Raw genomic sequence first — 21,845 nt, 5'->3', positions numbered from 1 at the left:
TGTTTCCTGCTATAAAAAATGAACCTTCGCATATAATCTAATAGTGCAAAGGAGGGTACAAATGAATCCTAATAAAAATGCAAGTCAATCAGCACCTAAAGGAATGATTTACGTTTTTGATCCATCGCCACTTAATTGGTTATATGTGCTTTCTAATTCCATGGAAGAGTTAGTTAGAGCAGATCCGCTCGGGCGCATTATTCCGAACCTTGCTAAAGAAGCAAAATGGGTGAATGACCTTACACTTGAACTACCGTTGCAAAAAGGGGTTGTATTCCAAGATGGTGAACCTTTTACAGCACGGACTGTCCAGAACAGCTTCAACCAACTGCATCAATGGGCAGCCCCCCATCCCCCAGGCACCTGGCTGAACCTGCCCGAAGCAACACAACTAGAAACAGTGGATGACTATACGGTACGTTTTCACTTTCCGTATCCTTCTGGCTTAGCAAAGGCGAAATTACGTGCCGTGCATATGGCGAACACTTTATTTTTTAATAAACTTGGGTTTGGCTATATTACCCAAGGCAGTGGCGAGGGACATTGGTGAGTACTCGACGCACCTGGCCCGTGGGGCACGGGACCATTCAAATTAGCTGAAGGATACTCATCCATTGTCAATGAGATTGCGATAATGGAAAGAGCTCCACTTACATCTACATGGTTAAAAAAGCATGAACTTCGCACGCCGAGGGTTGTTCTTGACGCATTCCGAAATTATTGGAATACCGGACGCGTGCCACGACTTGAACGTGTTGTTTTTCGAAACGATCTTACTAAGCAAAAAGCACTTGATCTATGCCTGTCTACTGTAGGCGAAGTTGACATTGTAACAAATGTTCCGCCAAGCCAGATAGATCGGGTTAAATCATCTTCCTTTGCTGATTTAGTTAACGTAAAAGGAAACGAAGTTATTGCAGGTGTCTTTAACCGTTTTAATATAGATGTTGATTTCGAAAATAGGCAGTTACGACTGGCAATCAATCTCGCGGTAGATCGCGTGAAATTGGTTTCTGAAGGGTTTAACGGCTGCGCAGATATTGTTCCTGCCTTAACACCGCCATGGGCTTTTGACTTCCCTGAAGGACTGAAAGCCATTCCGCATGCACCTGAGGAAGCTGGAAGACTCTTTCATGAAACATTTTGGCCAAAAGGAAGACCACTCGTATTAGCAACAACAACTGACTATAAAAAAATGACCTACCTCATTGCGGATGATTTGAAGACCGCATTGAATATTGAGGTTAACGTGTTCGTCATACCTGATAATCAACGCCTGGAATGGATGAAAATTTTGGCCGAAAAGAAACTTGTTCCAAACTGGGATATCCTGATCGCATCAGCAAGTGCACTATTTTTAGAAGGGACACCCGCTTTTTTCCATCGTGAATTTTTCGGAAAAGATGGTGCTCTTCGTGCGGGTGTAATTCAACCTGAGTTTAGTCGTCTGTATACGAGAATGACCCTTCAAACGGAGCGTGAACAAATTTTAAGAGCAGCGGAAGATATTGACCGCTATGTCTATAATGAAGTACTTGCGCTATTCCTTGTTTCCCCAGAAAGTCTCTACGCGGTCAATAAGGAGGTTGACTTTAAGCCTTACCGAACCACTCTGGAATTCGCTGAAACAAGTGTTACGAGTGAGCATTGGTCACGTGACTAAAAGAACTTCGTCACCCCGACATAATAGAACAAGAAAAGCTCAGGGCGCCTTGAAAGACACGACAAGCATAAGCAGACCGGTGCAGTGTGGGTGCTTTGCTCGCACGGAAGCGAACTGCTTATGCTTGTCGTGTCTAGGCGCTGGAGCCAGATATATAACGCCAAAACTTATACTTTCCTTGCTTAGTAAAAAGGGTGATGAGAAATTCTCGTCACCCTTTTTCTATATGATCCAAGCTGAAAATGAGGTTCCTTTTTTCAAGTAAAAAAAACTCCTCTTCATTCATTGGCAAACCATTTTATTATTACCAGAAAAAGGCAGATGCTAAAGCAATCCCGGCAATAGCACCGAGAGCAACGGAGTATCCGTTACCACCATAACCACCGTATCCACCAAAGAATCCGTAACCGTAACATCCTCCATGGTTCCCTCTAGGGCGAATCCAAACATTCCCTCTATCGACTCTAGTAATATGTCCCACATGAGTCCTGCCATCCTTACAAGCTATTCGTACATTTTTTCCTTTGTACCTGCAACAAAGGTCATACATATGCGATTGAGTCATATGTCTCCTCCTTTTTCGTCAGATTTACATAAAATTATTATGTACTATTAGACTATGAAACAAATTGTAATTTGCATGGACGACTACACATGTTCTACAAAAGTTACTGAAGAGGAGGTTCCATTCTTTTGCTACTACACATTTACCATTACACATATACATAAAGAAAGCACGCAAAAAAAGGAGGTAAATAGCTTGCCACTTATCGACTCACGCCCATGGTTACGTGAATACACAAGAAAATCCAAAGACTCTAAGGATTCCTATGCTGTTCATTGTGAGGTATTATGCAGCCCGCTGAAAAGCTTATTTCCCTGGATGAATATAGAGGAAATACATTATATATTAGTAAACTATGGGCTATTTGAACCTGATGAACAAACTACTATCATTCCTTCCATTCATAAAATGTTAGCGTCTAAGATATGGGAAGTTGTGGAACTAGAATACAACTATTTAAGGAAGAAATGGAATGGGCCGGATTTTCCTATCATTATATTTCCGATAAAGCAGGCTCAACTACCGACCATAAATAGTTTCACTCGTAAAAATGGAGCAACATTCAATGAAGCATTATTTTTATTTTTGTCTCCACATGTAGGAACGGAAGAAGTAAAAGCCCTTTTAGCTCATGAGTATAATCATGCTTGCAGATTAAGCTTTTTAAACGAGAAGATAGATGACTTACCATTAAAAGATTCGCTTGTTTTGGAAGGGCTGGGGGAGTGTGCTGTTCAAGCATTGTATGGTGACAAATGGTTAGCGCCGTGGACACATCTGTACACGTATGACGATGTTTTGCCTATCTGGAAAAAAGCCTTTGTTCCCAATTTACATATGAAAGGAACCAATCAGCACCACGCCTTTTTGTATGGTGATGGAAATGAGACGCTTCCAAAGTGGATTGGGTATACCATAGGATTTCAGATTGTCGATTCATTTTGCAAACTACATGAAAACATCAACAATACTAATCTACTAACGATACCTTCCGAAGAAATGATAGCGGAATCAAAGTTTCCATCTGAATAATCCTGTTTCCCTTTTAACCTGCCCCTTCATCTCACCAACAACGGAATACGCGATAACCAAGAGGAACAGTGGATTGTTCCAGAATTGATGTGTGCTGATCCCATAAATCATATAGTTGTTCAGAAATATATTCGGATGGGTTCATGTCCGTAATTTCTGTTTGGGTTAGCTCTTTTGGTGTATCGATGGTTACAACATTAGTGAAACCAGCACGATGGATCTTCTCTTCCCACTGCTCTTCACATAACACTTCATCTATCCCATAGAGGCTGCTTACCTCTTTTTGTGCTGCTGCAGAAAGAGGTCTTTCAGCTGTCATTTCTATTATAAGCATGGATCCATTTGGTTTTAATACCCTAAATAACTCTGATAATGTCTTGTCGATATGACTAAAGGTGATAACGGATTCTGCTAGAACAAAGTCAAACGTATTTTGACTAAATGATAAGTCCTGTGCGTCCCCTTCTATGACCTCCACAAGTTCCATTCCTTTCGTAAACCTTTGTCTTGCTTTTTCAATAATAATGGGATGATTGTCTACGGCTGCAACTTTACAACCATAGGTTTGAGTTAAGAATTCTGCTGTCTGCCCTGTCCCACAGCCAATATCTAAAACATAATGGTCAGATTGGATATTCTCATTGCTTACTAGCTTTTTTGTTAACTCACTTCCACCCGGATGCGCCCCACCAATTCCAAAATAAGCTAACAAGTCTAGATAGGAATTACTCATTATATTCCTCCATACATTGAATTTTTATCTATTGCTAACGTATGTGAAGATGTGATAATGGTGAGCCGTACAAACAAGCTAATCATCGAACATTTTGTAGCAGAATTCCGACAAAATAGCGAACTTTTGATGGGAAGCCGCTTATAACTATTCGATTCCTTCTTCCATTTGTTATACTATCCACAAAAGACCATTAATACGTAACTATATGTTAACTATATTCAGTGGGAGTGTTTCCTCATGAACCGTAAAAAAATCCATCGGACAAAATGGCTTAGCCTGATACTACTTTGCATGGTTTTCTTGTTAAGTGGCTGTGGCGAATTAACTGTATTCGACCCGAAAGGTCCAGTTGCACAAAGCCAGAAAGATCTTATTGTGTATTCCCTTTACTACATGGCTGGGATTACAGTAGTTGTGTTTGTTGCATTTGCAATTATTCTGGTAAAATACCGCGACCATCCCAATCGAAAGGAAAATAGCTATAAGCCGAATTTGCATGGTAACAACATCATTGAAGCAATCTGGATCATTATTCCGATTCTGATTGTTACTGCTTTGTCCTTCCCTACTGTTACAACGCTTTTTGATTTGGAAGATCCACCAGAATCATCTAGTGAAAAAGAACCACTCGTCGTTTATGCGACATCAGCCAATTGGAAATGGTTCTTTAGTTATCCAGAGCAAGGCATTGAAACGGTCAATTATTTGCACATTCCGACCGATCGTGCCATCGAATTTAGATTATCCTCAACAGGCTCTATGGCGGCACTTTGGATTCCTGCACTCGGTGGACAAAAGTACAATATGGCCGGTATGCAAAATATACTGTACCTGCAAGCAGATGAGACCGGGGTATTTGATGGCCGAAACTCAAACTTCAATGGTGAAGGTTTTGCTAAGCACACTTTTCAGGTATATGCTGAAAATGAAAACGACTTTAATGACTGGGTACATACAAAACAAGCGAATGCACCCAAGTTGACTCAGGATAAATACAATACGATATTGGAGCCTGGGATAGTAGAAACAATGACATTTTCATCAACTCACTTGCAGTGGGTTAATCACGGAACAAAAGAAGGCATGGATTATTTCATTAAACGTTACGGTGATACGTACGAAGAGGTGTTACATTTAGAAAATGACAGCCAACATAAAAACGAAGACTAGTAAAGGAAAGTAGGTGAACGTATGAAACTCGATGAATTTTTTGTTACAGGTGAACCGCTAATATACGGTGGAATGGTTGCTATTGTGCTCGTGTCGTCAGCAATTCTTTTCATCTTGACTTATTTCAAAAAATGGAATTGGTTGTGGCGCGAATGGCTGACTACCGTTGACCATAAAAAAATTGGGATTATGTATATCCTAAGTGCGCTCGCTATGTTATTCCGTGGCGGAATGGATGCTATGATGATGCGGGTGCAGTTAGCCTTTCCAAATATGAATTTCTTAGGTGCGCAACATTATGATGAAATTTTTACAACACATGGTACGGTAATGATCATCTTTATGGCAATGCCATTTTTAATAGGCCTGATGAACATTGTAGTTCCTTTACAAATCGGTGCTCGGGACTTTGCTTTTCCATTTATTAATGCACTAAGTTTCTGGTCTTTTTTCTTCGGTGCAATGTTATTTAACATTTCATTTGTTATCGGGGGGTCACCTGATGCAGGTTGGACTAGTTATACACCACTTGCAGGCGCAGCGATGAGCCCAGGTCCTGGTCAAAACTTTTATTTACTCGGTCTGCAACTCGCTGGAATTGGTACACTGGCAACCGGAATTAATTTAATGGTTACCATCCTAAAAATGCGAGCACCAGGTATGAAACTGTTTCAAATGCCAATTTTCACTTGGTCTACGTTAGTAACTAGTTTCATTATCGTTTTTGCGTTTCCAATATTAACCGTAGCTTTGGCATTACTGACAATTGATCGTATATTCGGATCGCAATTCTTTACACTCACAGGTGAAGGTTTACCAATGATGTGGGCGAACCTGTTTTGGATGTGGGGACATCCCGAAGTATATATTGTCATTTTGCCGGCATTTGGTATCTTCTCTGAAGTTATTGCGACATTTGCTAAAAAGCGATTATTCGGCTATAAGGCAATGGTATGGTCCATTATCCTAATTGCGGGACTTAGCTTCCTGGTATGGGTACATCACTTCTTTACGATGGGAGCAGGAGCATTTGTCAACTCAGTATTCTCGATTTCAACGATGTTGATTGCAGTTCCTACTGGTGTGAAAATATTTAACTGGTTGGGAACGTTATATAAATCGCGGATTCAATTTACGACATCCATGATGTGGGCACTCGCATTCATCCCGAGCTTTGTTATCGGTGGGGTTACAGGTGTGATGCTCGGAATGGCTGCGGCGGATTTTCAGTTCCATAATTCCTACTTCTTGGTTGCACACTTCCACTATGTGTTAATCGCTGGTACGGTATTCGCCTGTTTCTCAGGATTAATTTACTGGTATCCGAAAATGTTCGGACACAAATTGAATGAACGAATTGGCAAATGGAGCTTCTGGTTCTTTGTCATGGGCTTTCACGTCTGTTTCCTCCCACAATACTTTGTTGGACTAGACGGAATGCCGCGAAGAGTATTTTACATCATGCCTGAGTGGTTCTCGCTTAATTTCATTTCGACAATTGGAGCGTTTGGAATGGGAATTGGCTTTGCCATCTTTGTCTACAACATTTATTACAGCTTCAGGTACAGTGAGCGAGAAGAAACAGGTGATGCCTGGGATGGCAGAACCCTAGAATGGGCTACACCAACACCAGTACCACACTACAATTTTGCAACGGTACCGGAAATTAATAGCTACGACCCTTTTATAGGAATGAAAGAAAAAGGTGAAACAACCTTTGATGAGGAAAAGTTAGAACCCATTCATATGCCAAGCAATACAGGAAAACCGATTATCATGATGGGACTCCTGTTCTTAGCAAGTTTCGCGCTTGTTTTTGAATGGATTACACTCGCAATTATCGGTATGGTTGGCGTAGTTATTATGATGGGAGTTCGTTCCTTTGATTATGATGAAGGATATCATGTACAAGTAGATGAAATTAAACGCATTGAGCAGGAAGCAAGGGGGTTAAATCATGAGTGAACAAGAAGTTAAATCTGGACCATTGGAATACCGAACAGAAAGTGGACGATTAAGCATTCTTGGCTTCTGGATTTTCCTGGCTGCAGAAATTGCCTTGTTCGCAACATTATTTGCTACCTATGCCGTATTGTTTGGAAGAACTGCGGATGCGCCGACACCAGCAGAACTGTTTGAACCAGGATCCACACTCATCATGACTTTCTTATTACTCACCAGCAGTTTCACGTGTGGAATTGCCATTCACGAAATGCGTCGTGGGTCAAAGAAAGGCTTAATAACGTGGCTTATAATTACCTTAGTCCTTGGTTTAACGTTCCTTGGCTTTGAAGTGGAAGAGTTCATACATTATGCCCATGAAGGAGCTACATTACAATCCAGTGCATTTTGGTCAGCCTTTTTCATACTTGCCGGAACGCATGGACTACACGTGACACTGGGCATTGGCTGGGCAATCTTGATCCTCATTCAGATTGCAAAGCGAGGCATTACACCAGTCACAAGCCGTAAAGTCTTCATTGTAGGCTTGTACTGGCATTTCTTAGACGTCGTTTGGATATTTATTTTTACAAGTGTCTATTTAATCGGGATGGTGGTTTAACATGCAAAAACAATCCAGAAAAATCCCAGTTAACCATATTATTGGCTTTCTATTATCCCTTTCCCTCACATTGCTGGCGGCTTGGACGGCTCTTAGATCTGACTTGCCGGTAACCTGGGTTATCATTGCCATTATGGCTCTAGCCGTCATACAAGCAGGAATTCAGTTGTTCATGTTTATGCACATGACCGAATTCGCAAGCGGAAATGGCCATGTACCCTGGAATATGATGTTTCACGGTTTTGTAATTGCCTCGATTGTTGTTGCAGGGTCCCTGTTTACCATGTCGTTCGGCCATGATCATGGCGGTGATCCAAATCAGCAAGAACAACACCAGGAGCATATGGACCATTAATATAGAGGCAGGTGACCGGTTTTGGAATTAAACAAACACGCAAATGAATTCGGATTAAAGTGGAAGCCTATTATTGGGTTTATCCTCTGTATTTTACTCACTGCTTTTTCACTCTGGGGAGCACTCTATTCAGGTTATTCACCAAAAGTGCTTTTCCTCAGCATTTCTTTCGTTGCCTTTATACAAGCGGTTTTGCAACTGTTTCGCTGTGAGGCATAGCAACAAAAGAACCCCCCTTCTCCACAGGAAAAGGGGGGTTTTCTTATTACTGATAAGTTCGTTTGTATGTTGCTGGCTGTTTAACCATGTGAATGATGAACATCACCCAAGCCACTTCTGCGAGAATAAGACTCAAATAAAACATTGACCATGTTAACGAAAATGCAGCAGGTGCAGCCTGGAACATTACTTCAAGGAAGTATAGCCACATACCCACAAGTAACACGCTCTGAATTACAGCAATTACTCGCTTCTTCAGGCGAATAAATAGGTATGGGGTAAGCGTTGCCAATAACATAAACATCACTGCAATACCCATCATAAATCATCTCCTATTACTACATACACGTTGCATGCGGTTTCTACTTATAGTATATCAAATTATTTGTAAAAATGACACAAAACATTCATTATTTGTCCATTAATTGGTCAAATTTAACGTTGCATAGGGGAAAAGATAAGAAGATGATCATCGAGGTTCCTGTAGAATGTAAATTCGCCTATTGAAAGTGCGTATCAGTATATTTAATTTACAACAACATAACCTTCTAGATTTTCTCGTAATGAATCTGGAATAGCTTCAGTTTTTTGCTCCACATAATTAAAACAAACAGTGGTGGCAGAGCCCTTTGCAATTACTATTCCTGAAGCTGCTTCAGTTATCAAATGGTTTAATGTAAAACTTTTCGTGCCTATTTTAGATACATTTGTGGAAACTTGTAGCGTTTGACCAGCATAGGATTGTGCCAAGTAATCACATTTCGTAGACGCTAAAATAAAGTCTAAAGAAGAATCCCGGTGCTTTCGATCGATGCCAAGTACTTGAAAGAATTTTGTGCGCGCTTCCTCAAGATATAAAAAATAACTCGTATTATTCACATGACCAGCTGCATCTGTTTCACAAAATCGAACATACACTTCATTTTCATGCGTTGTTATCATGGAATTCCCCCTTAAACTAACAAGTACAATCATTTCCTATGCTGATTAGCGTCCTTCTTCAGATCTGTTCCGTTTTGTTTTGAACTTTTTTAATAGGTGCCGTTATCTGAAGAAGAACGTATCCTATTTGTTTTTCTGTTGTGCTTCGATGCTGGCTATTTGTATATGAAAAATTGTACACTTCCTTTGATAACTTCTTTTCCATCTTGATTGGCAGCCAGCACGTTAAAATCGATGTGGGTTTCCCTTACTTCCTGCACGATTGCTTTTAGAGTAAGGACATCATTTAGAAAAACCATACCTTTAAATCGGATCGTATAATCTTGAATAAATCCGTCTTCATAATAAGGAGTGAAAAGTTTAGCCAGGTTTCCCATTGTCCACATTCCATGGGCTATAATTCCTGGTAATCCTGCTTTCTTCGCTTCGTCATCGATTGTGTGGATAGGGTTATAATCACCCGAAGCACCTGCATATTTAATCAAATCAAGCCTAGATACAGATTCCAGTATTACATCTTCAAGTGATTCACCGTTTTGTAATTCTGTTACATTTTTCAAAGCTTCATCACCTTCCTTACTGCTTCCGTTATGATAATAACTTGCTCTGATGAGAAGATCATTTTGCCTTTAGGGTCTTCCCCATATCTTTTTAATACGAAAAATCCCATTCCTTTTTTCTCATAGTAATCCTTTATTTCTGTGTAACAGTAAATCTTTTCATCTACCATTAACGGTCTCTCATAATGATAGGTTTGCTCCCCGTGAATCAGCCCTTTACTCGGGAGTTTTAGTCCATCAACCTCTCCATAATCAAAGACCCGTGGAAAGGTTGGCGGTGCAATATTAATGCCATACCTTGATTTTCTTCCAAATTCTTCATCTATAAAAATAGGATGTAAATCACCAATGGATTCAGCAAACTTTTTCACCAGGCCTCTTTCAACTGCATTTTTAACTTTATCGGAGCGTTTTCCAATCGATTCCTTCAGCATGTATACATCTCCTTTTGCTATAAAATAGGATTTAATCTTTTGGCCCTCCAGCGACATAGATTACTTGACCATTAACAAATGATGATCGCTCATCTGCAAAAAAGGCAACAGCATTTGCAATATCTTCTGGTTTCCCACTCCTGTTAACAGGGATATTTTTCACACTTGCTTTTACTAATTCCTCAAACGTAATACCAATTCTTTGAGCGGTTATTTTTGTCATCTCCGTCTCAATAAAACCTGGGGCAACAGCATTTACAGTAATACCAAATTTACCAAGCTCAATCGCTAGCGTTTTTGTTAAACCTTGTAACCCCGCTTTAGCAGTTGCATAGTTTGCTTGCCCACGATTACCCAGAGCAGATGTTGATGAAATGTTAATGATTCTTCCGTATTTATTGCCTACCATATGTTTCTGGGCTGCACGTGCAGCATTAAATGAACCTTTTAAATGAACATCCATTACTTGCTGCCAGTCACTATCTGTCATTTTAAATAATAGGTTATCCCGAAGAATGCCCGCATTATTAACAAGTACATCGAGGGATCCAAATGTTGCAACAACTTCTTCCATTGCCGCCTCTATTTCTTCTGCATGAACAACATTAGCAACTTTCGTATAGACTTCATAGCCTTGAGCTTTTAATTCATCCGCTGCCTCATTTAGAGCCTCTTCATTTATGTCAATAATTGCTACCTTTGCTCCTTCTTCAGCAAATCGTTGAATAATTCCTCTTCCTATTCCGCGACTTCCACCTGTTACAAACGCAACTTTACCTTCAAATCTGCCTGTCATAATTAATTCCTCCATTTTTACACGTATTTTTATATATTGTCTAGAAATGATTTAATTCCTAGTCTTACTAAACGTACTGTTACTATCTTGTTAAATGCGTTCAATCATCATGGCCATTCCTTGTCCTCCACCAGCACATAAAGTAGCGATACCTAATTGCTCTTTCCTTCTTATCAACTCATGTAAAAGGGTGGTAATGATTCTGGCACCACTTGCACCAACAGGATGTCCTAGCGCTATCGCTCCACCATTAACGTTCACCTTTTCTGGATCAAGTGAAAGTTCGCGAATCACTGCCAACGATTGGGATGCAAATGCTTCATTTAATTCAATTAAATCCACATCTTCCATTTGTTTAGATGTTCTTTTTAGCAACTTATTAACAGCTGGGACAGGACCAATACCCATCACTTCAGGTGAAACTCCGGCGGTTGCCCAGTCAATAATACGTGCGAGAGGCTTCAGACCTAATGACTTTGCTTGTGATTCCTTCATCATTACTAAAGACGCGGCACCATCATTGCGTCCGCACGTATTCCCAGCAGTGACTGTACCATTTTCCTTGAATGCAGGTCGTAACTTTGCTAACTTTTCAATGGTTGTTTCTGGACGAGGATGTTCATCTGAATCGACAGAGAAAGTTTTTTTCCTTTCTGTTACCTCAACTGGAACAATTTCATTCTTGAATCTTCCATCATTAATGGCTTGATTTGCTCTTCGTTGGCTTTCTATCGCAAAAGCATCCTGGTCTTCTCTTGAAACTTGATACCTTTTTGCAACGTTTTCAGCAGTCATGCCCATTCCTAAATTTTTTCCATACATTTCCGGGGGTTGCTGTCCCGCTTCTGCATTTGAATCAACTAATGTCGTTTTGTCGCCCCCAAATCTTGAATTTCTAAGATAAATAGGAGATCGGCTCATGCTTTCCGTACCCCCAGCTACTATAATATCTGCCTGATCAAAAATAATTTGCTGAACACCTGATGCTATTGCCTGCATGCCCGAAGCACATAATCGATTGACAGTGTATGCAGGGGACGATTCTGGAATCCCTGCCCGTAATGCTGCTACTCTTCCAATATTTGATGATTCCGTAGTTTGGCGTACTTCACCCATAATTGCTTCGTCCACTTGTTCTGGCGATATGCCAGCACGGTTTATTGCTTCCTTAATTGCAATGGAGGCTAAATGGCTTGAGCTTATTCCTTTTAGAGAGCCCCCATAAGCACCAATTGGTGTTCGAACAGCACTAACAATAACAATACCTTCTTTCATACATTACCCTCCTTTATATTTCGGCAATTAGCTATACTCTTTTTTTAATTGCCCTGCGATGATATTTTTTTGAATTTCGGATGTTCCTTCATATATTCTAGTAATTCGTGCATCACGGAAAAACCGTTCAATTGGATAATCTGCAATATATCCGATCCCACCGTGAACTTGCACCGCTTTGTCAGCTACCCGGTTATATACTTCTGATCCAAATAGCTTCAACATGGCAGCTTCTTTAATTACTTTCTTTCCTTCATCTACCATCGACGCAACTCGATAAGTGAATGAGCGCAATGCTTCCATTTCAACTGCCATTTCTGAAACCATATGTGCGACTGCTTGATGTTCAATAATAGGGACACCAAATTGTTCCCGTTCCTGTACATAATGCATCGATAAGTCTATTAATTTTTGACAAGAACCTAAATTTCTTGCTGCCAAACCAGCTCGCCCATTTGCTAGAATTTTTAAGGCGTTCATATAGCCTTGGCCCTCTACTCCCAATACATTTTCAATCGGAACCTCGCAATCTTCTAAAATAATCTCGGCGGATTGAGAACCCTTTAAACCCATCTTCGGCTCAATCGCACCTACATGAAAGCCAGGGAAGTCTTTCTCTACGATAAAGGATGTTATTCCTTTCGCTCCTTTACTCGGGTCTGTAACAGCCATGACAGTGAATACTTCTGCTTCCGTCGCATTCGTAATATAATGTTTCGTCCCATTTAAACTATAGTTATCGCCTTTTTTGACAGCTGTTGTTTTTAAATTACTGGCGTTAGATCCTGCACTTGGTTCAGTAAGAGCAAATGCACCTATTTTTTCACCGCTCGCTAAGGGTGGTAGGTATTTTTCTTTTTGTTCATTATTTCCAAGTTCAACAATCCCAACTGTTCCAATTCCAGTGTGAGCACCAATTAATGTGGTATAACCGTTATGTGTTGCCCCGATTTCTTCGTACAACGCACATTTTCCTACCATGCCTATTCCCAGACCACCATAGTCTTCTGGGATACTTAGACCGAACAAGCCCATTTCCTTCGACATTTCGATAATGCGGTCAGGGATTTTATCTTCTTTTTCAATCTCCATTGCCACTGCTTCTACTTCTGTCTGTACGAAATCACGAACATTCTTTTTTAAAAACTGAATATCTTCGTCTAAATTAAAATTCAATGCTTTCACCCCATTCAAACCTAGTTGTAAGAGTCTTCTTCCACTAATTTCCGCTTTAAAAGTTTCCCTACAGTATTCCTTGGCAAGACATCCAAGATTTTGAATTGCTTGGGAACCTTATACCTGGTTAAATTGCGGTAACAATGACCTTTTACTTCTTCAAGATCAATGGCATGTCCGTTCTTAGGTACAATAAATGCCTTTACCAATTCACCTATTTGTGGATCAGGTATCCCTACAACAGCACATTCCTCAACATCGGGATGCTCGTATAAAACGCTTTCAATTTCCTGTGGATAAATATTAAAACCGCCATTAATAATCATTTCTTTTTTTCTTCCTACAATGTAAAAGTAACCATCTTCATCCATCATGGCTAAATCACCTGTGTGCATCCAGCCATTCTGCAGGACATGGTTTGTTTCTGTTACGTTATTCCAATAGCCTTTCATTATTTGTGGACCTTTAATTAATAGTTCTCCTACTGAATTGGTTTCCAGAAGACGGTGATCCTGATCAACAATGCGGCAGTCTGTCCCAGGCACAGGAATTCCAATACTCCCAACTTTTCTTTCCCCATTAATCGGTGTACGGTGAGTCGTTGGTGAAGTTTCTGACATACCAAATCCTTCTAAAATTTCAGTGCCTGATATCGTTTCAAACTTTTTAATTACCTCAATAGGTAAAGGGGCTGATCCCGATGAACAAACCTTAAAACAGTCTAGACCATAGGATTCTGCGTTAGGATAATTCGCAAATGATATGTACATTTTTGGTACACCTGGAAAAAAAGTAGGGCGATGTTCTTTTATTAGTGTCATTACTTTATCAACATTAAATTTTGGAATCAATAATATATTGGCTCCTATATAGATTCCTAGATTCATCGCGCTAGTCATGGCATAAACGTGATATAGAGGTGTAGCCGTTAAAATCGTTTCTTTACCAGGAACAACTTTTTGCCTGTACATGGTATAGCTTTGTAATACATTGGTTAGTAAATTGTTTTGAGTCAACATAGCCCCTTTTATTTTCCCTGTTGTGCCTCCCGTATACTGGATAACAGCAACATCTTCCTTTGGGTCAATAGAAATGGCTGAATCGAGCAGAATGTCTGACCTGATTAAATCGTTCAGGTGCCAAAAGTGACGATTTGCTTCCGTTTTGTGAAGTTGGGATACCATAATTTCTTTAAATGAATATAACGTATCAATTTCGAGAACGGTTTTCAATGAAACAGCATCTGCCACAATATAATGGACATCGGCATCATTTAAAATTTGAAGCAATTCACGGGTTGTATAGGAAGGATTGAGTTGAACAACAACTAAACCTAAAGCATGTGCTGCATAATAAGACACAATATAATCAGGATGGTTGCCCACCATCAGACCCATCCGTTCTCCTTTCGTAAAGCCCATCTCTTTCCAGCTACCTGCCAATCGATCTGTTCGGTTTTTCAGTTCATCGTACGTTATTTTTTCATCTACAAACGTAATTGCTATGTGTTCACCATACTTTTTTGCAGACTCTGTTAAAATCTCGTAAAGTGAAGTCTCCGGAAACTCTAACCGATACGATTGATCGAGATAATACTTATGCCAAGGACGACTTTGTAATTTATGCAAAAATAATCCCTCCTAAAATAATCAGTCGGTTATCATTGGACATTTTTCACATCTTCTACTACTACTTTGCTTGAAGCGGTTGGTTTCACTAATAAAATAAACAAAATAGCAAAGATCAAAACGAGGGCTGCCATGAATAAAATGGAGTAATTATACCCCAATATCTTATTGGAACCTGAAAGCCCTATTAAAGATCCTGTAACTAAAGGCGCTATAATTCCAGCAATATTGCCTGATGATGTTAAAATACTGGTCATTAAACCACCTCGATCAGGAAGTTCATTGATCATAATTGTGGGGCCGATTGGCAAAATGGTATAGGTTAATCCTTTAGCAATGCACATGGCAGCTACAACCCAAATTGGATTTTGAAAAATGGTAATAGAGGCCATGCATAGTGCACCAATGGCCATTGAGCCTCCTACGACATATACCCTCGACAGACGCCAATTTTGGGTCTTCTTAAAGACATGATCGGATAACGAGGAAGTCCCTACATAAATAACCATGGAAGCGATTCCAATTATCATAACACCAAAACCCATTTCAGTCGCGGACATACCGATAACTTCGACAAGATAAACAGGTAACCAAACAGCAATCCATACAACTAAAAAGTAGGTCGAGAAATAAGCAAGTGTCGTAAATAATGCTGTTGGTGAAGCAAGTAACTTTCCAAAATCCTTGAGATGAAGTTTTTCTAATTTAGCTTTCTTCTTCTTTACTTTCTCATACGCTTTCACCGGGCTTTCCTTCGTCAAGAACTGAAATCCAATCGCCCAGATAATACTTGCTGCCCCTAAGCATGCAAATGCCACCTTCCAGCCAAAAATACTAATTAAAGCAACGAGAAGAGGCGCAACAACCATTGCACCTACCGTAGCTCCTGATACAACTACTGCATTCGCAAATCCTCTGAGTTTTGGAGGAAACCATTTATTTGCATGGCTATAAGCGACAGGGCTAAAGGGACCTTCAAAAGCACCTAGTAAAACCCGGTAGACAATTAACAACGGTAAAGCTGTAATTACTAGTACACCAAATTGTAAAACCGCCCAAACAAGCATGACGGACCCAAGTACTTTCTTCGCACCGAATCGATCGGAAAACATTGCACCAATTATACCTGTTACGGGATAAAGCCAGTAATAACTACTTCCAACAATGCCCCATTCTACGTATGATAGATTTAAATCAGCCATAATAGGGACAGCAGCAAGACCGATAATAGACTTATCTGCAAAGTTAATGATCATTCCAAGGAACAAGAGAACGAGAACTACCCAACGCATGTAAAAACCCCTTTTCTGATTATGTTACTGTATTAGTGGTTCTTATTTTTAATTTTCCTCAAGAACGCGTCTCGCTATGATCATTCGTTGGATTTCATTTGTTCCTTCATAGATTTTCGTAATTCTTGCATCCCGGTAAAAACGTTCAACAGGATATTCTGCAATGTATCCAATCCCACCGTGAATCTGTACTGCCTTATCAGCTACTTTATTAAATACCTCTGAAGCGAATAGTTTGGCCATTGATGCTTCCTTGATTACCTTCTTCCCGTCATCTACCTTTTCTGCAGCCATCATCGTCAATGTTCGTGCAGCTTCTGTTTCTGTAGCCATATCAGCTAACAACCATTGGATTCCCTGATTACTTGCAATCGGCTTTCCAAACTGTACCCGTTCTTTTGCATAGCTAGCTGATAATTCTATTAGTTTATCACATGAACCCACTGCTCTAGCTGCTAGACCAATGCGCCCCTCTCCAAGAATTTTCAAGGCATTCATGTAACCCATCCCAACTTCTCCGATGACATTCTCCTCTGGCACTATACAATTTTCAAAAATAACTTGAGCGGTATATGATCCTCGCAGTCCCATTTTCTTGTCCTTTTTACCAATAATCAGTCCTGGAAAATCCTTTTCAATCAGAAATGCTGTAATTCCGCCTTTAGCACCTTTATCCTTGTCTGTTAACGCAAAAACTGTAAACACATCAGCAACCGGGGCATTTGTAATAAAATGTTTGGTCCCATTAACAATCCATTGGTCTCCCACTTTTTCTGCTTGCGTAGATAAATTCGTAGCATCTGAGCCAGCGCCTGGTTCTGATAAGGCAAACGCTGCTATTTTATTCCCAGCAGCCATATCTGGAAGGTATTTTTGTTTCAGTTGTTCCGAGGCAAGTTTTACAAGTCCTGTACTTCCTATCCCGGTATGGGCACTGATCAAAGAAACAAATCCATTATGTGTTCTACCCAGCTGTTCCAATACCGTTGCTTTCCCAACTGCGTTAAGACCAATCCCACCATATTCTTCCGGAATGCTCATACCAAACAAACCAAGTTCCTTCGCTTTTTCAACTAAGTGTTGTGGGATCGCATCCTCATCTTCAATTTGTTGTGCATAGGGTTCAACCTCTTTATCTACAAAGTTTTTAATCATTTTTTTCATTTGTTGTAATTCATCAGTAACTGCTACCGCCATTTAGAAACACCCTTCCTTTTTATGTTCTTCCTAGATAATCTTGCAATTTTCATGCCAAGAACAGTTTTCATTAAAAGAATGCATAAAAAAAAGGCTGCAAACTGCAGTCTTTACGCTTTTCATCAGAAAGGTTTATTTTTGGAGAATGAGAAGTTTCAACATTTTTTTAAAATGCAGAGCCACTAATAATTCATAAATAAATCAATTTGGCTTTAAATGAGGCATCTAACTGATTCATAATTGAATTATTTGATTCAACTATGAATCGTTGGCTTATAATATGTAAGACAAGCCGCGCAATTCGTGGATCGAATCGCGCAGTAATACGTTGAATTAGCGCGGTAGTGGGGCAAAATCGAGCAACATAGTTCTGAAAACGGGTTATCACGCGATATGAAAACGCCACTGCGCGATAATCGGGTTTTGGGCGCGATTTCATGTGATCATTACGCGATAAACGGGTTTCCTGCGCGATATTGGCCCACTATTCTTCCTTCATCCTTTTACCATCAAATTATATTTCTTCAGCTTCCTAACAATTGTCGGCTGGCTTGAATCTAATGCCTTTGCAATATCATACGTATTTTTGTACTTTTCTACCGCAAGGCCCAGCACCTTTGCTTCCGCCATTTCTGTAGCTTCCTTTAAGGAAACAATTGAGGAAGGTCCTATCGTTGGTTCACTTGATTCGCGGTATTCAGAGGGAAGGTTCTCCATTTTTATAGTATCATCAGGAGTGATAACGACTAATCTTTCAATAAGATTCGAAAGTTCCCGTAGATTCCCTGGCCAGTCATAGGTGAATAAGAAATCTTTTAACTTGCCATCCAGAAGTTTTGTCATGAAATACTTTTCATTCGCTTGGTTTAAAAAGGTTTGGATTAAAGGCATGATGTCATCACGGCGGTCTTTAAGCGGCGGAATAAAAATTGGAAGCACATTCAGTCTGTAATATAAATCCTCACGAAAATCTCCCTTAGTTACCATCTCTTTTAAGTTCCGATTGGTAGCAGCAATGATTCGAACATCCACTTTTCTTGGCTTTGTCCCACCGATTCTTTGGATTTCATTTTCTTGAAGAACCCTCAGTAATTTCACCTGCAACTGTAACGGCAACTCACCAATCTCGTCTAAAAAAAGAACCCCTTTGTCTGCCATCTCAAACATTCCAGGCTTACCTTGACGGTTCGCACCAGTAAATGCACCACTTTCATAACCGAATAATTCAGACTCTAGTAAGTCAGGGGGAATGGCACCGCAATTTATTTTAATAAAATCCCCTTCCCTTGATCGCACACTATTTGTGAATATGTATTTACCAAGAATGTCTTTTCCGACACCCGTTTCACCCAATAGCAGTACAGTCGCGTCGATATCAGCTATTCGATCGGCAGTGCCATAAATCATTCTCATTTGTTCACTATTAATGACAATTCCATCTAATCGATCCGTCTTATTTTTCAGCAAAGCCAGTTCCTTTTTATATTTGTTATTTAACTGATTCATTTTCTCTAATTCAGCTTGCAATTCATTTAAGTCTGATAGATCTCTAATATTTGTTACAACCTTATCAATTTCTCCATCTTCATTAAATACAGGGGTACCTGTTATCAAAATTTCTTTTCCGGCGAAATTATCCTGCACTACCGATACGGTTCTCCGCTGCTTCACTACTTTATGTGTAACAGATTTTCTTAATATACCCCTTTTAATCAAAGCGTCCACACTTTTTCCAATATAATATTCTTTGGGAATACTTGTGATCCTCTCAATAGCTGAATTCGTTTTCCATGTAATCCCTTTAGCATCCGTGATATAAATACCGTCATATGAACTTTCTATAATAGCATCTAACTCATGTGTTAAGTTTTTCAGCTCTTTGTTTTCACTTTTTAGCGCAGACAGCTCCGACGTTTCTTTACCGATCAATAATTTGTCACCATTTAGAGGACCTTCAATAAAAATAAAGCGTTTTTTACCGGATTCTGCCATAATTATTTCCGAGCTGGAATCAGTTTCCCATCTAAGAAAAGCATTCTGTATGCTTTCCCCTGTTACCATTACTTCTTCTAAACTTGCTTCCATCAAATGATTATATGAAAGCACTATTTCATCCTTATTAATGACAACAGCTGGAAGCGGAATACTCTCCACTACATCGTTGAGAATCATTATTTCACCGCCTTTGGAATGATAAATCTATCCTTAAACACATTTCCAATAGTATGAATTGGCCTACATTTTTACATTATACTATGATTCCAGTGAACCATCCAGTCACTTTAGCGATCACAGCAAATAGGCGCATGGGTTGGTGTGTATCAGTTTTAATTTCATGTTATCCCCCTGCATTATATAGTTAGTTGGAATGCTTACCAAGAATATAGTAACATAAAAATTCAGATTACTTGTTATAAAAACCGCTAAAGTGCATTTCTTTATATATTCTCTAAATCCGTCATATTTTTTCCTTTTTAACTAATTAGAAACTAAAAGGACGATTAGCCTTGGCATAATCGTCCTTTTTGAAACATTATTTACTTAACCGCGGTACTCACTTTCAACTTCTTTCCTTTAACCGTTGTGTTTTCCATAGCTTGTATAACTAATGAGCCTTTTCCATTAAGGATATCAACGTATGAAAAATTGTCCTGAATGGTTATAATCCCAATATCTTCTGCTGTGACACCTTGAATTTTAGCAATGGTTCCAACAAAATCTACAGCTCGAATTTTCTTCTTTTTTCCTCCACTGAAATGGAGTTTTGTAATATCTTTGTTTATTCGTGCAGTTTTATTATTTTTAACGATTCGACGACCACTGGCTTTTTCTTCAAAATCAACTTTTCCTCTAACTACTTCTTCTCGCGTCGGAACTTCCATAGAAGACAGCTCAAAGCCAATGTATTTTTCAATTGCTTTAAGAAATTTCCCTTCATGGGGTGTCGCAAACGTTATCGCCTTTCCTTTATTGCCAGCACGCCCTGTTCTTCCTGTGCGGTGAACATAGCTCTCTTTTTCCATTGGAACATCATAATTAATAACAATTGTCACATTATCAATATCAATTCCTCTAGCAGCTACATCAGTTGCCACTAAATACCGGAAGTTCCCAGTTTTGAAACCGTCCATAACCGCAAAACGATCTTCTTGTTCTAACCCTCCATGGAGTTTTTCACAGGAATAATTAAATTTATCAAGCTCGGCAGCCACCGTATCGACATGTTCTTTGGTTCTGCAAAAAATGATACAACTGTCTGGGTTTTCAACAACCGTCACGTCCTTAAGCAGTGAAATTTTTTCTTCGTTCTTCACTTCGATAACCCGATGATCAATCGTACCCGTTGTTACCCCTGTCGTAGCAATCTCGATATGACTAGGATCCTTCATATATTTGTGACAAAGACTTTCAACATCTTTAGGCAATGTCGCAGAGAATACCATCGTCACTCTTTCAGAAGGGAGTTCTTGTATAATTGCTTCTACTTCATTGATAAAACCCATATTAAGCATTTCATCAGCTTCATCGATAATCAGATACTTTATTTGGTCCAAAACCACTGTTTCTCTTTCAATGTGGTCCATTACACGACCTGGTGTGCCAACAACTACATGCGTTTTTTGTTTCAATTCTTCCCTTTGTTTTGAAAACGGCTCTTTTCCATAAACTGCCATAGCCTTGATCCGTTTAAACCTTCCAATATTCGTTATATCTTCTCGGACTTGAACGGCAAGCTCTCGAGTTGGTGTAAGAATTAATGCTTGTGGCATTTTTTCTTCCCATTCCATCATTTCACAGATAGGGATACCAAAGGATGCAGTTTTACCACTGCCGGTTTGCGATTTTACTACAAGGTCCTGATTTTTCATTGCTTTTGGTATTACTTCACGTTGAACCTCTGTAGGAGTATCGTATTTCAACACACCAAGTGCTCTTCCTATTTCATCGCTTAAATTGTATTCTTCAAAATTTGTTTTATTCATGTATTAGCCTCTTTTTTTGTATTATTCGACTTTATATATAGGATTCTCTAAACCAAAATATCATATGCAAAATCTAACTATGTTTATTATATCGTATTTGGGCAAGAAAAAGTGACTTTACTAGTTATATTAATAAAGTAAGAATATAACTATTTAACTCCAAACAAAAACACCAGGATAACCATGTCCTGGTGTTTTTGTTATTTGCCTGGCGGCGTCCTACTCTTGCAGGGACAAAGTCCCAACTACCATCGGCGCT

21 protein-coding genes are annotated in these 21,845 nt (G+C 39.5%); 7 read left to right on the top strand and 14 right to left on the bottom strand.

Features of this window, described 5'->3' with window-relative positions; translation table 11 throughout:
- Nucleotides 1–61: 61 nt before the first annotated feature.
- Together AC3G7N_RS16325 and AC3G7N_RS16320 are read left to right on the top strand one after the other, a co-directional pair.
- A complete protein-coding gene (locus AC3G7N_RS16325; protein ID WP_489423233.1) occupies nt 62–550 on the top strand; it encodes an ABC transporter substrate-binding protein in 489 nt (162 codons plus the stop codon).
- Nucleotides 551–634: 84 nt separating this feature from the next.
- Complete coding sequence (locus tag AC3G7N_RS16320; protein WP_489423232.1) at nt 635–1,663, top strand: ABC transporter substrate-binding protein; 1,029 nt, start codon at nt 635–637, stop codon at nt 1,661–1,663.
- Between the two features lie 304 nt (nt 1,664–1,967).
- On the opposite strand, the gene AC3G7N_RS16315 is transcribed toward AC3G7N_RS16320, so the two are convergent.
- On the bottom strand, nt 1,968–2,228 hold the full coding sequence (locus tag AC3G7N_RS16315) for a hypothetical protein (protein ID WP_489423231.1): 261 nt from the start codon (nt 2,226–2,228) through the stop codon (nt 1,968–1,970).
- Nucleotides 2,229–2,423: 195 nt separating this feature from the next.
- Here AC3G7N_RS16315 and AC3G7N_RS16310 point away from each other — a divergent pair, with 195 nt between their 5' ends.
- Entirely contained in the window at nt 2,424–3,260 is an 837-nt protein-coding gene (locus tag AC3G7N_RS16310; RefSeq protein WP_489423230.1) for a DUF2268 domain-containing putative Zn-dependent protease, read from the top strand.
- A 31-nt stretch (nt 3,261–3,291) separates the two neighbouring features.
- Here AC3G7N_RS16310 and AC3G7N_RS16305 read toward each other — a convergent pair whose 3' ends face one another.
- Nucleotides 3,292–3,993: a class I SAM-dependent methyltransferase gene (locus tag AC3G7N_RS16305; protein ID WP_489423229.1), complete on the bottom strand. Its 702-nt coding sequence runs from the start codon at nt 3,991–3,993 to the stop codon at nt 3,292–3,294.
- A 240-nt stretch (nt 3,994–4,233) separates the two neighbouring features.
- On the opposite strand from AC3G7N_RS16305, the gene qoxA reads away from it, so the two are divergent.
- The 4 genes from qoxA to qoxD are packed head-to-tail and all read left to right on the top strand — an operon-like array spanning nt 4,234 to nt 8,084.
- Nucleotides 4,234–5,166 (top strand): cytochrome aa3 quinol oxidase subunit II, encoded by a 933-nt coding sequence (gene qoxA, locus AC3G7N_RS16300; protein WP_489423228.1) that lies wholly within the window; start codon nt 4,234–4,236, stop codon nt 5,164–5,166.
- A gap of 21 nt (nt 5,167–5,187) precedes the next feature.
- The gene (qoxB, locus tag AC3G7N_RS16295; protein ID WP_489423227.1) at nt 5,188–7,131 is read left to right on the top strand and encodes a cytochrome aa3 quinol oxidase subunit I; all 1,944 of its coding nucleotides are present in this window, start codon (nt 5,188–5,190) and stop codon (nt 7,129–7,131) included.
- Nucleotides 7,124–7,729: a cytochrome aa3 quinol oxidase subunit III gene (qoxC, locus tag AC3G7N_RS16290; protein ID WP_489423226.1), complete on the top strand. Its 606-nt coding sequence runs from the start codon at nt 7,124–7,126 to the stop codon at nt 7,727–7,729. Before qoxB ends, qoxC begins: the two co-directional genes overlap by 8 nt.
- A 1-nt stretch (nt 7,730) precedes the next feature.
- Nucleotides 7,731–8,084, top strand: coding sequence for a cytochrome aa3 quinol oxidase subunit IV (gene qoxD / locus AC3G7N_RS16285; RefSeq protein WP_489423225.1), 354 nt, complete (start codon nt 7,731–7,733; stop codon nt 8,082–8,084).
- Between the two features lie 265 nt (nt 8,085–8,349).
- On the opposite strand, the gene AC3G7N_RS16280 is transcribed toward qoxD, so the two are convergent.
- The 12 genes from AC3G7N_RS16280 to AC3G7N_RS16225 form a co-directional block, all read right to left on the bottom strand.
- Nucleotides 8,350–8,625 (bottom strand): spore morphogenesis/germination protein YwcE, encoded by a 276-nt coding sequence (locus AC3G7N_RS16280; RefSeq protein WP_489423224.1) that lies wholly within the window; start codon nt 8,623–8,625, stop codon nt 8,350–8,352.
- Nucleotides 8,626–8,828: 203 nt separating this feature from the next.
- Entirely contained in the window at nt 8,829–9,245 is a 417-nt protein-coding gene (locus tag AC3G7N_RS16275; RefSeq protein WP_489423223.1) for an acyl-CoA thioesterase, read from the bottom strand.
- 155 nt (nt 9,246–9,400) lie between these two features.
- Nucleotides 9,401–9,805 (bottom strand): MaoC/PaaZ C-terminal domain-containing protein, encoded by a 405-nt coding sequence (locus tag AC3G7N_RS16270; RefSeq protein WP_489423222.1) that lies wholly within the window; start codon nt 9,803–9,805, stop codon nt 9,401–9,403.
- Complete coding sequence (locus AC3G7N_RS16265) at nt 9,802–10,239, bottom strand: MaoC family dehydratase N-terminal domain-containing protein (RefSeq protein ID WP_489423221.1); 438 nt, start codon at nt 10,237–10,239, stop codon at nt 9,802–9,804. The genes AC3G7N_RS16270 and AC3G7N_RS16265 overlap by 4 nt, the downstream gene beginning before the upstream one ends.
- 31 nt (nt 10,240–10,270) lie before the next feature.
- Complete coding sequence (locus AC3G7N_RS16260; protein ID WP_489423220.1) at nt 10,271–11,035, bottom strand: SDR family oxidoreductase; 765 nt, start codon at nt 11,033–11,035, stop codon at nt 10,271–10,273.
- 90 nt (nt 11,036–11,125) lie between these two features.
- Complete coding sequence (locus AC3G7N_RS16255; protein ID WP_489423219.1) at nt 11,126–12,310, bottom strand: thiolase family protein; 1,185 nt, start codon at nt 12,308–12,310, stop codon at nt 11,126–11,128.
- A gap of 27 nt (nt 12,311–12,337) precedes the next feature.
- Complete coding sequence (locus tag AC3G7N_RS16250) at nt 12,338–13,486, bottom strand: acyl-CoA dehydrogenase family protein (RefSeq protein WP_489423218.1); 1,149 nt, start codon at nt 13,484–13,486, stop codon at nt 12,338–12,340.
- Between the two features lie 20 nt (nt 13,487–13,506).
- Complete coding sequence (locus tag AC3G7N_RS16245) at nt 13,507–15,114, bottom strand: long-chain-fatty-acid--CoA ligase (RefSeq protein WP_489423217.1); 1,608 nt, start codon at nt 15,112–15,114, stop codon at nt 13,507–13,509.
- A 32-nt stretch (nt 15,115–15,146) separates the two neighbouring features.
- On the bottom strand, nt 15,147–16,406 hold the full coding sequence (locus AC3G7N_RS16240; protein ID WP_489423216.1) for an MFS transporter: 1,260 nt from the start codon (nt 16,404–16,406) through the stop codon (nt 15,147–15,149).
- A gap of 48 nt (nt 16,407–16,454) precedes the next feature.
- Nucleotides 16,455–17,603 (bottom strand): acyl-CoA dehydrogenase family protein, encoded by a 1,149-nt coding sequence (locus AC3G7N_RS16235; RefSeq protein WP_489423215.1) that lies wholly within the window; start codon nt 17,601–17,603, stop codon nt 16,455–16,457.
- Between the two features lie 495 nt (nt 17,604–18,098).
- Nucleotides 18,099–19,775 carry a sigma-54 interaction domain-containing protein gene (locus AC3G7N_RS16230; RefSeq protein WP_489423214.1) on the bottom strand — a complete coding sequence of 559 codons (1,677 nt, stop codon included), beginning with the start codon at nt 19,773–19,775 and terminating at the stop codon, nt 18,099–18,101.
- A 365-nt stretch (nt 19,776–20,140) separates the two neighbouring features.
- Nucleotides 20,141–21,586 (bottom strand): DEAD/DEAH box helicase, encoded by a 1,446-nt coding sequence (locus tag AC3G7N_RS16225; protein WP_489423213.1) that lies wholly within the window; start codon nt 21,584–21,586, stop codon nt 20,141–20,143.
- Nucleotides 21,587–21,845 lie beyond the last annotated feature (259 nt).

The sequence above is a fragment of the Virgibacillus carmonensis genome (genome assembly GCF_057836705.1).
This window is presented reverse-complemented; position numbering and strand designations above follow the sequence as displayed.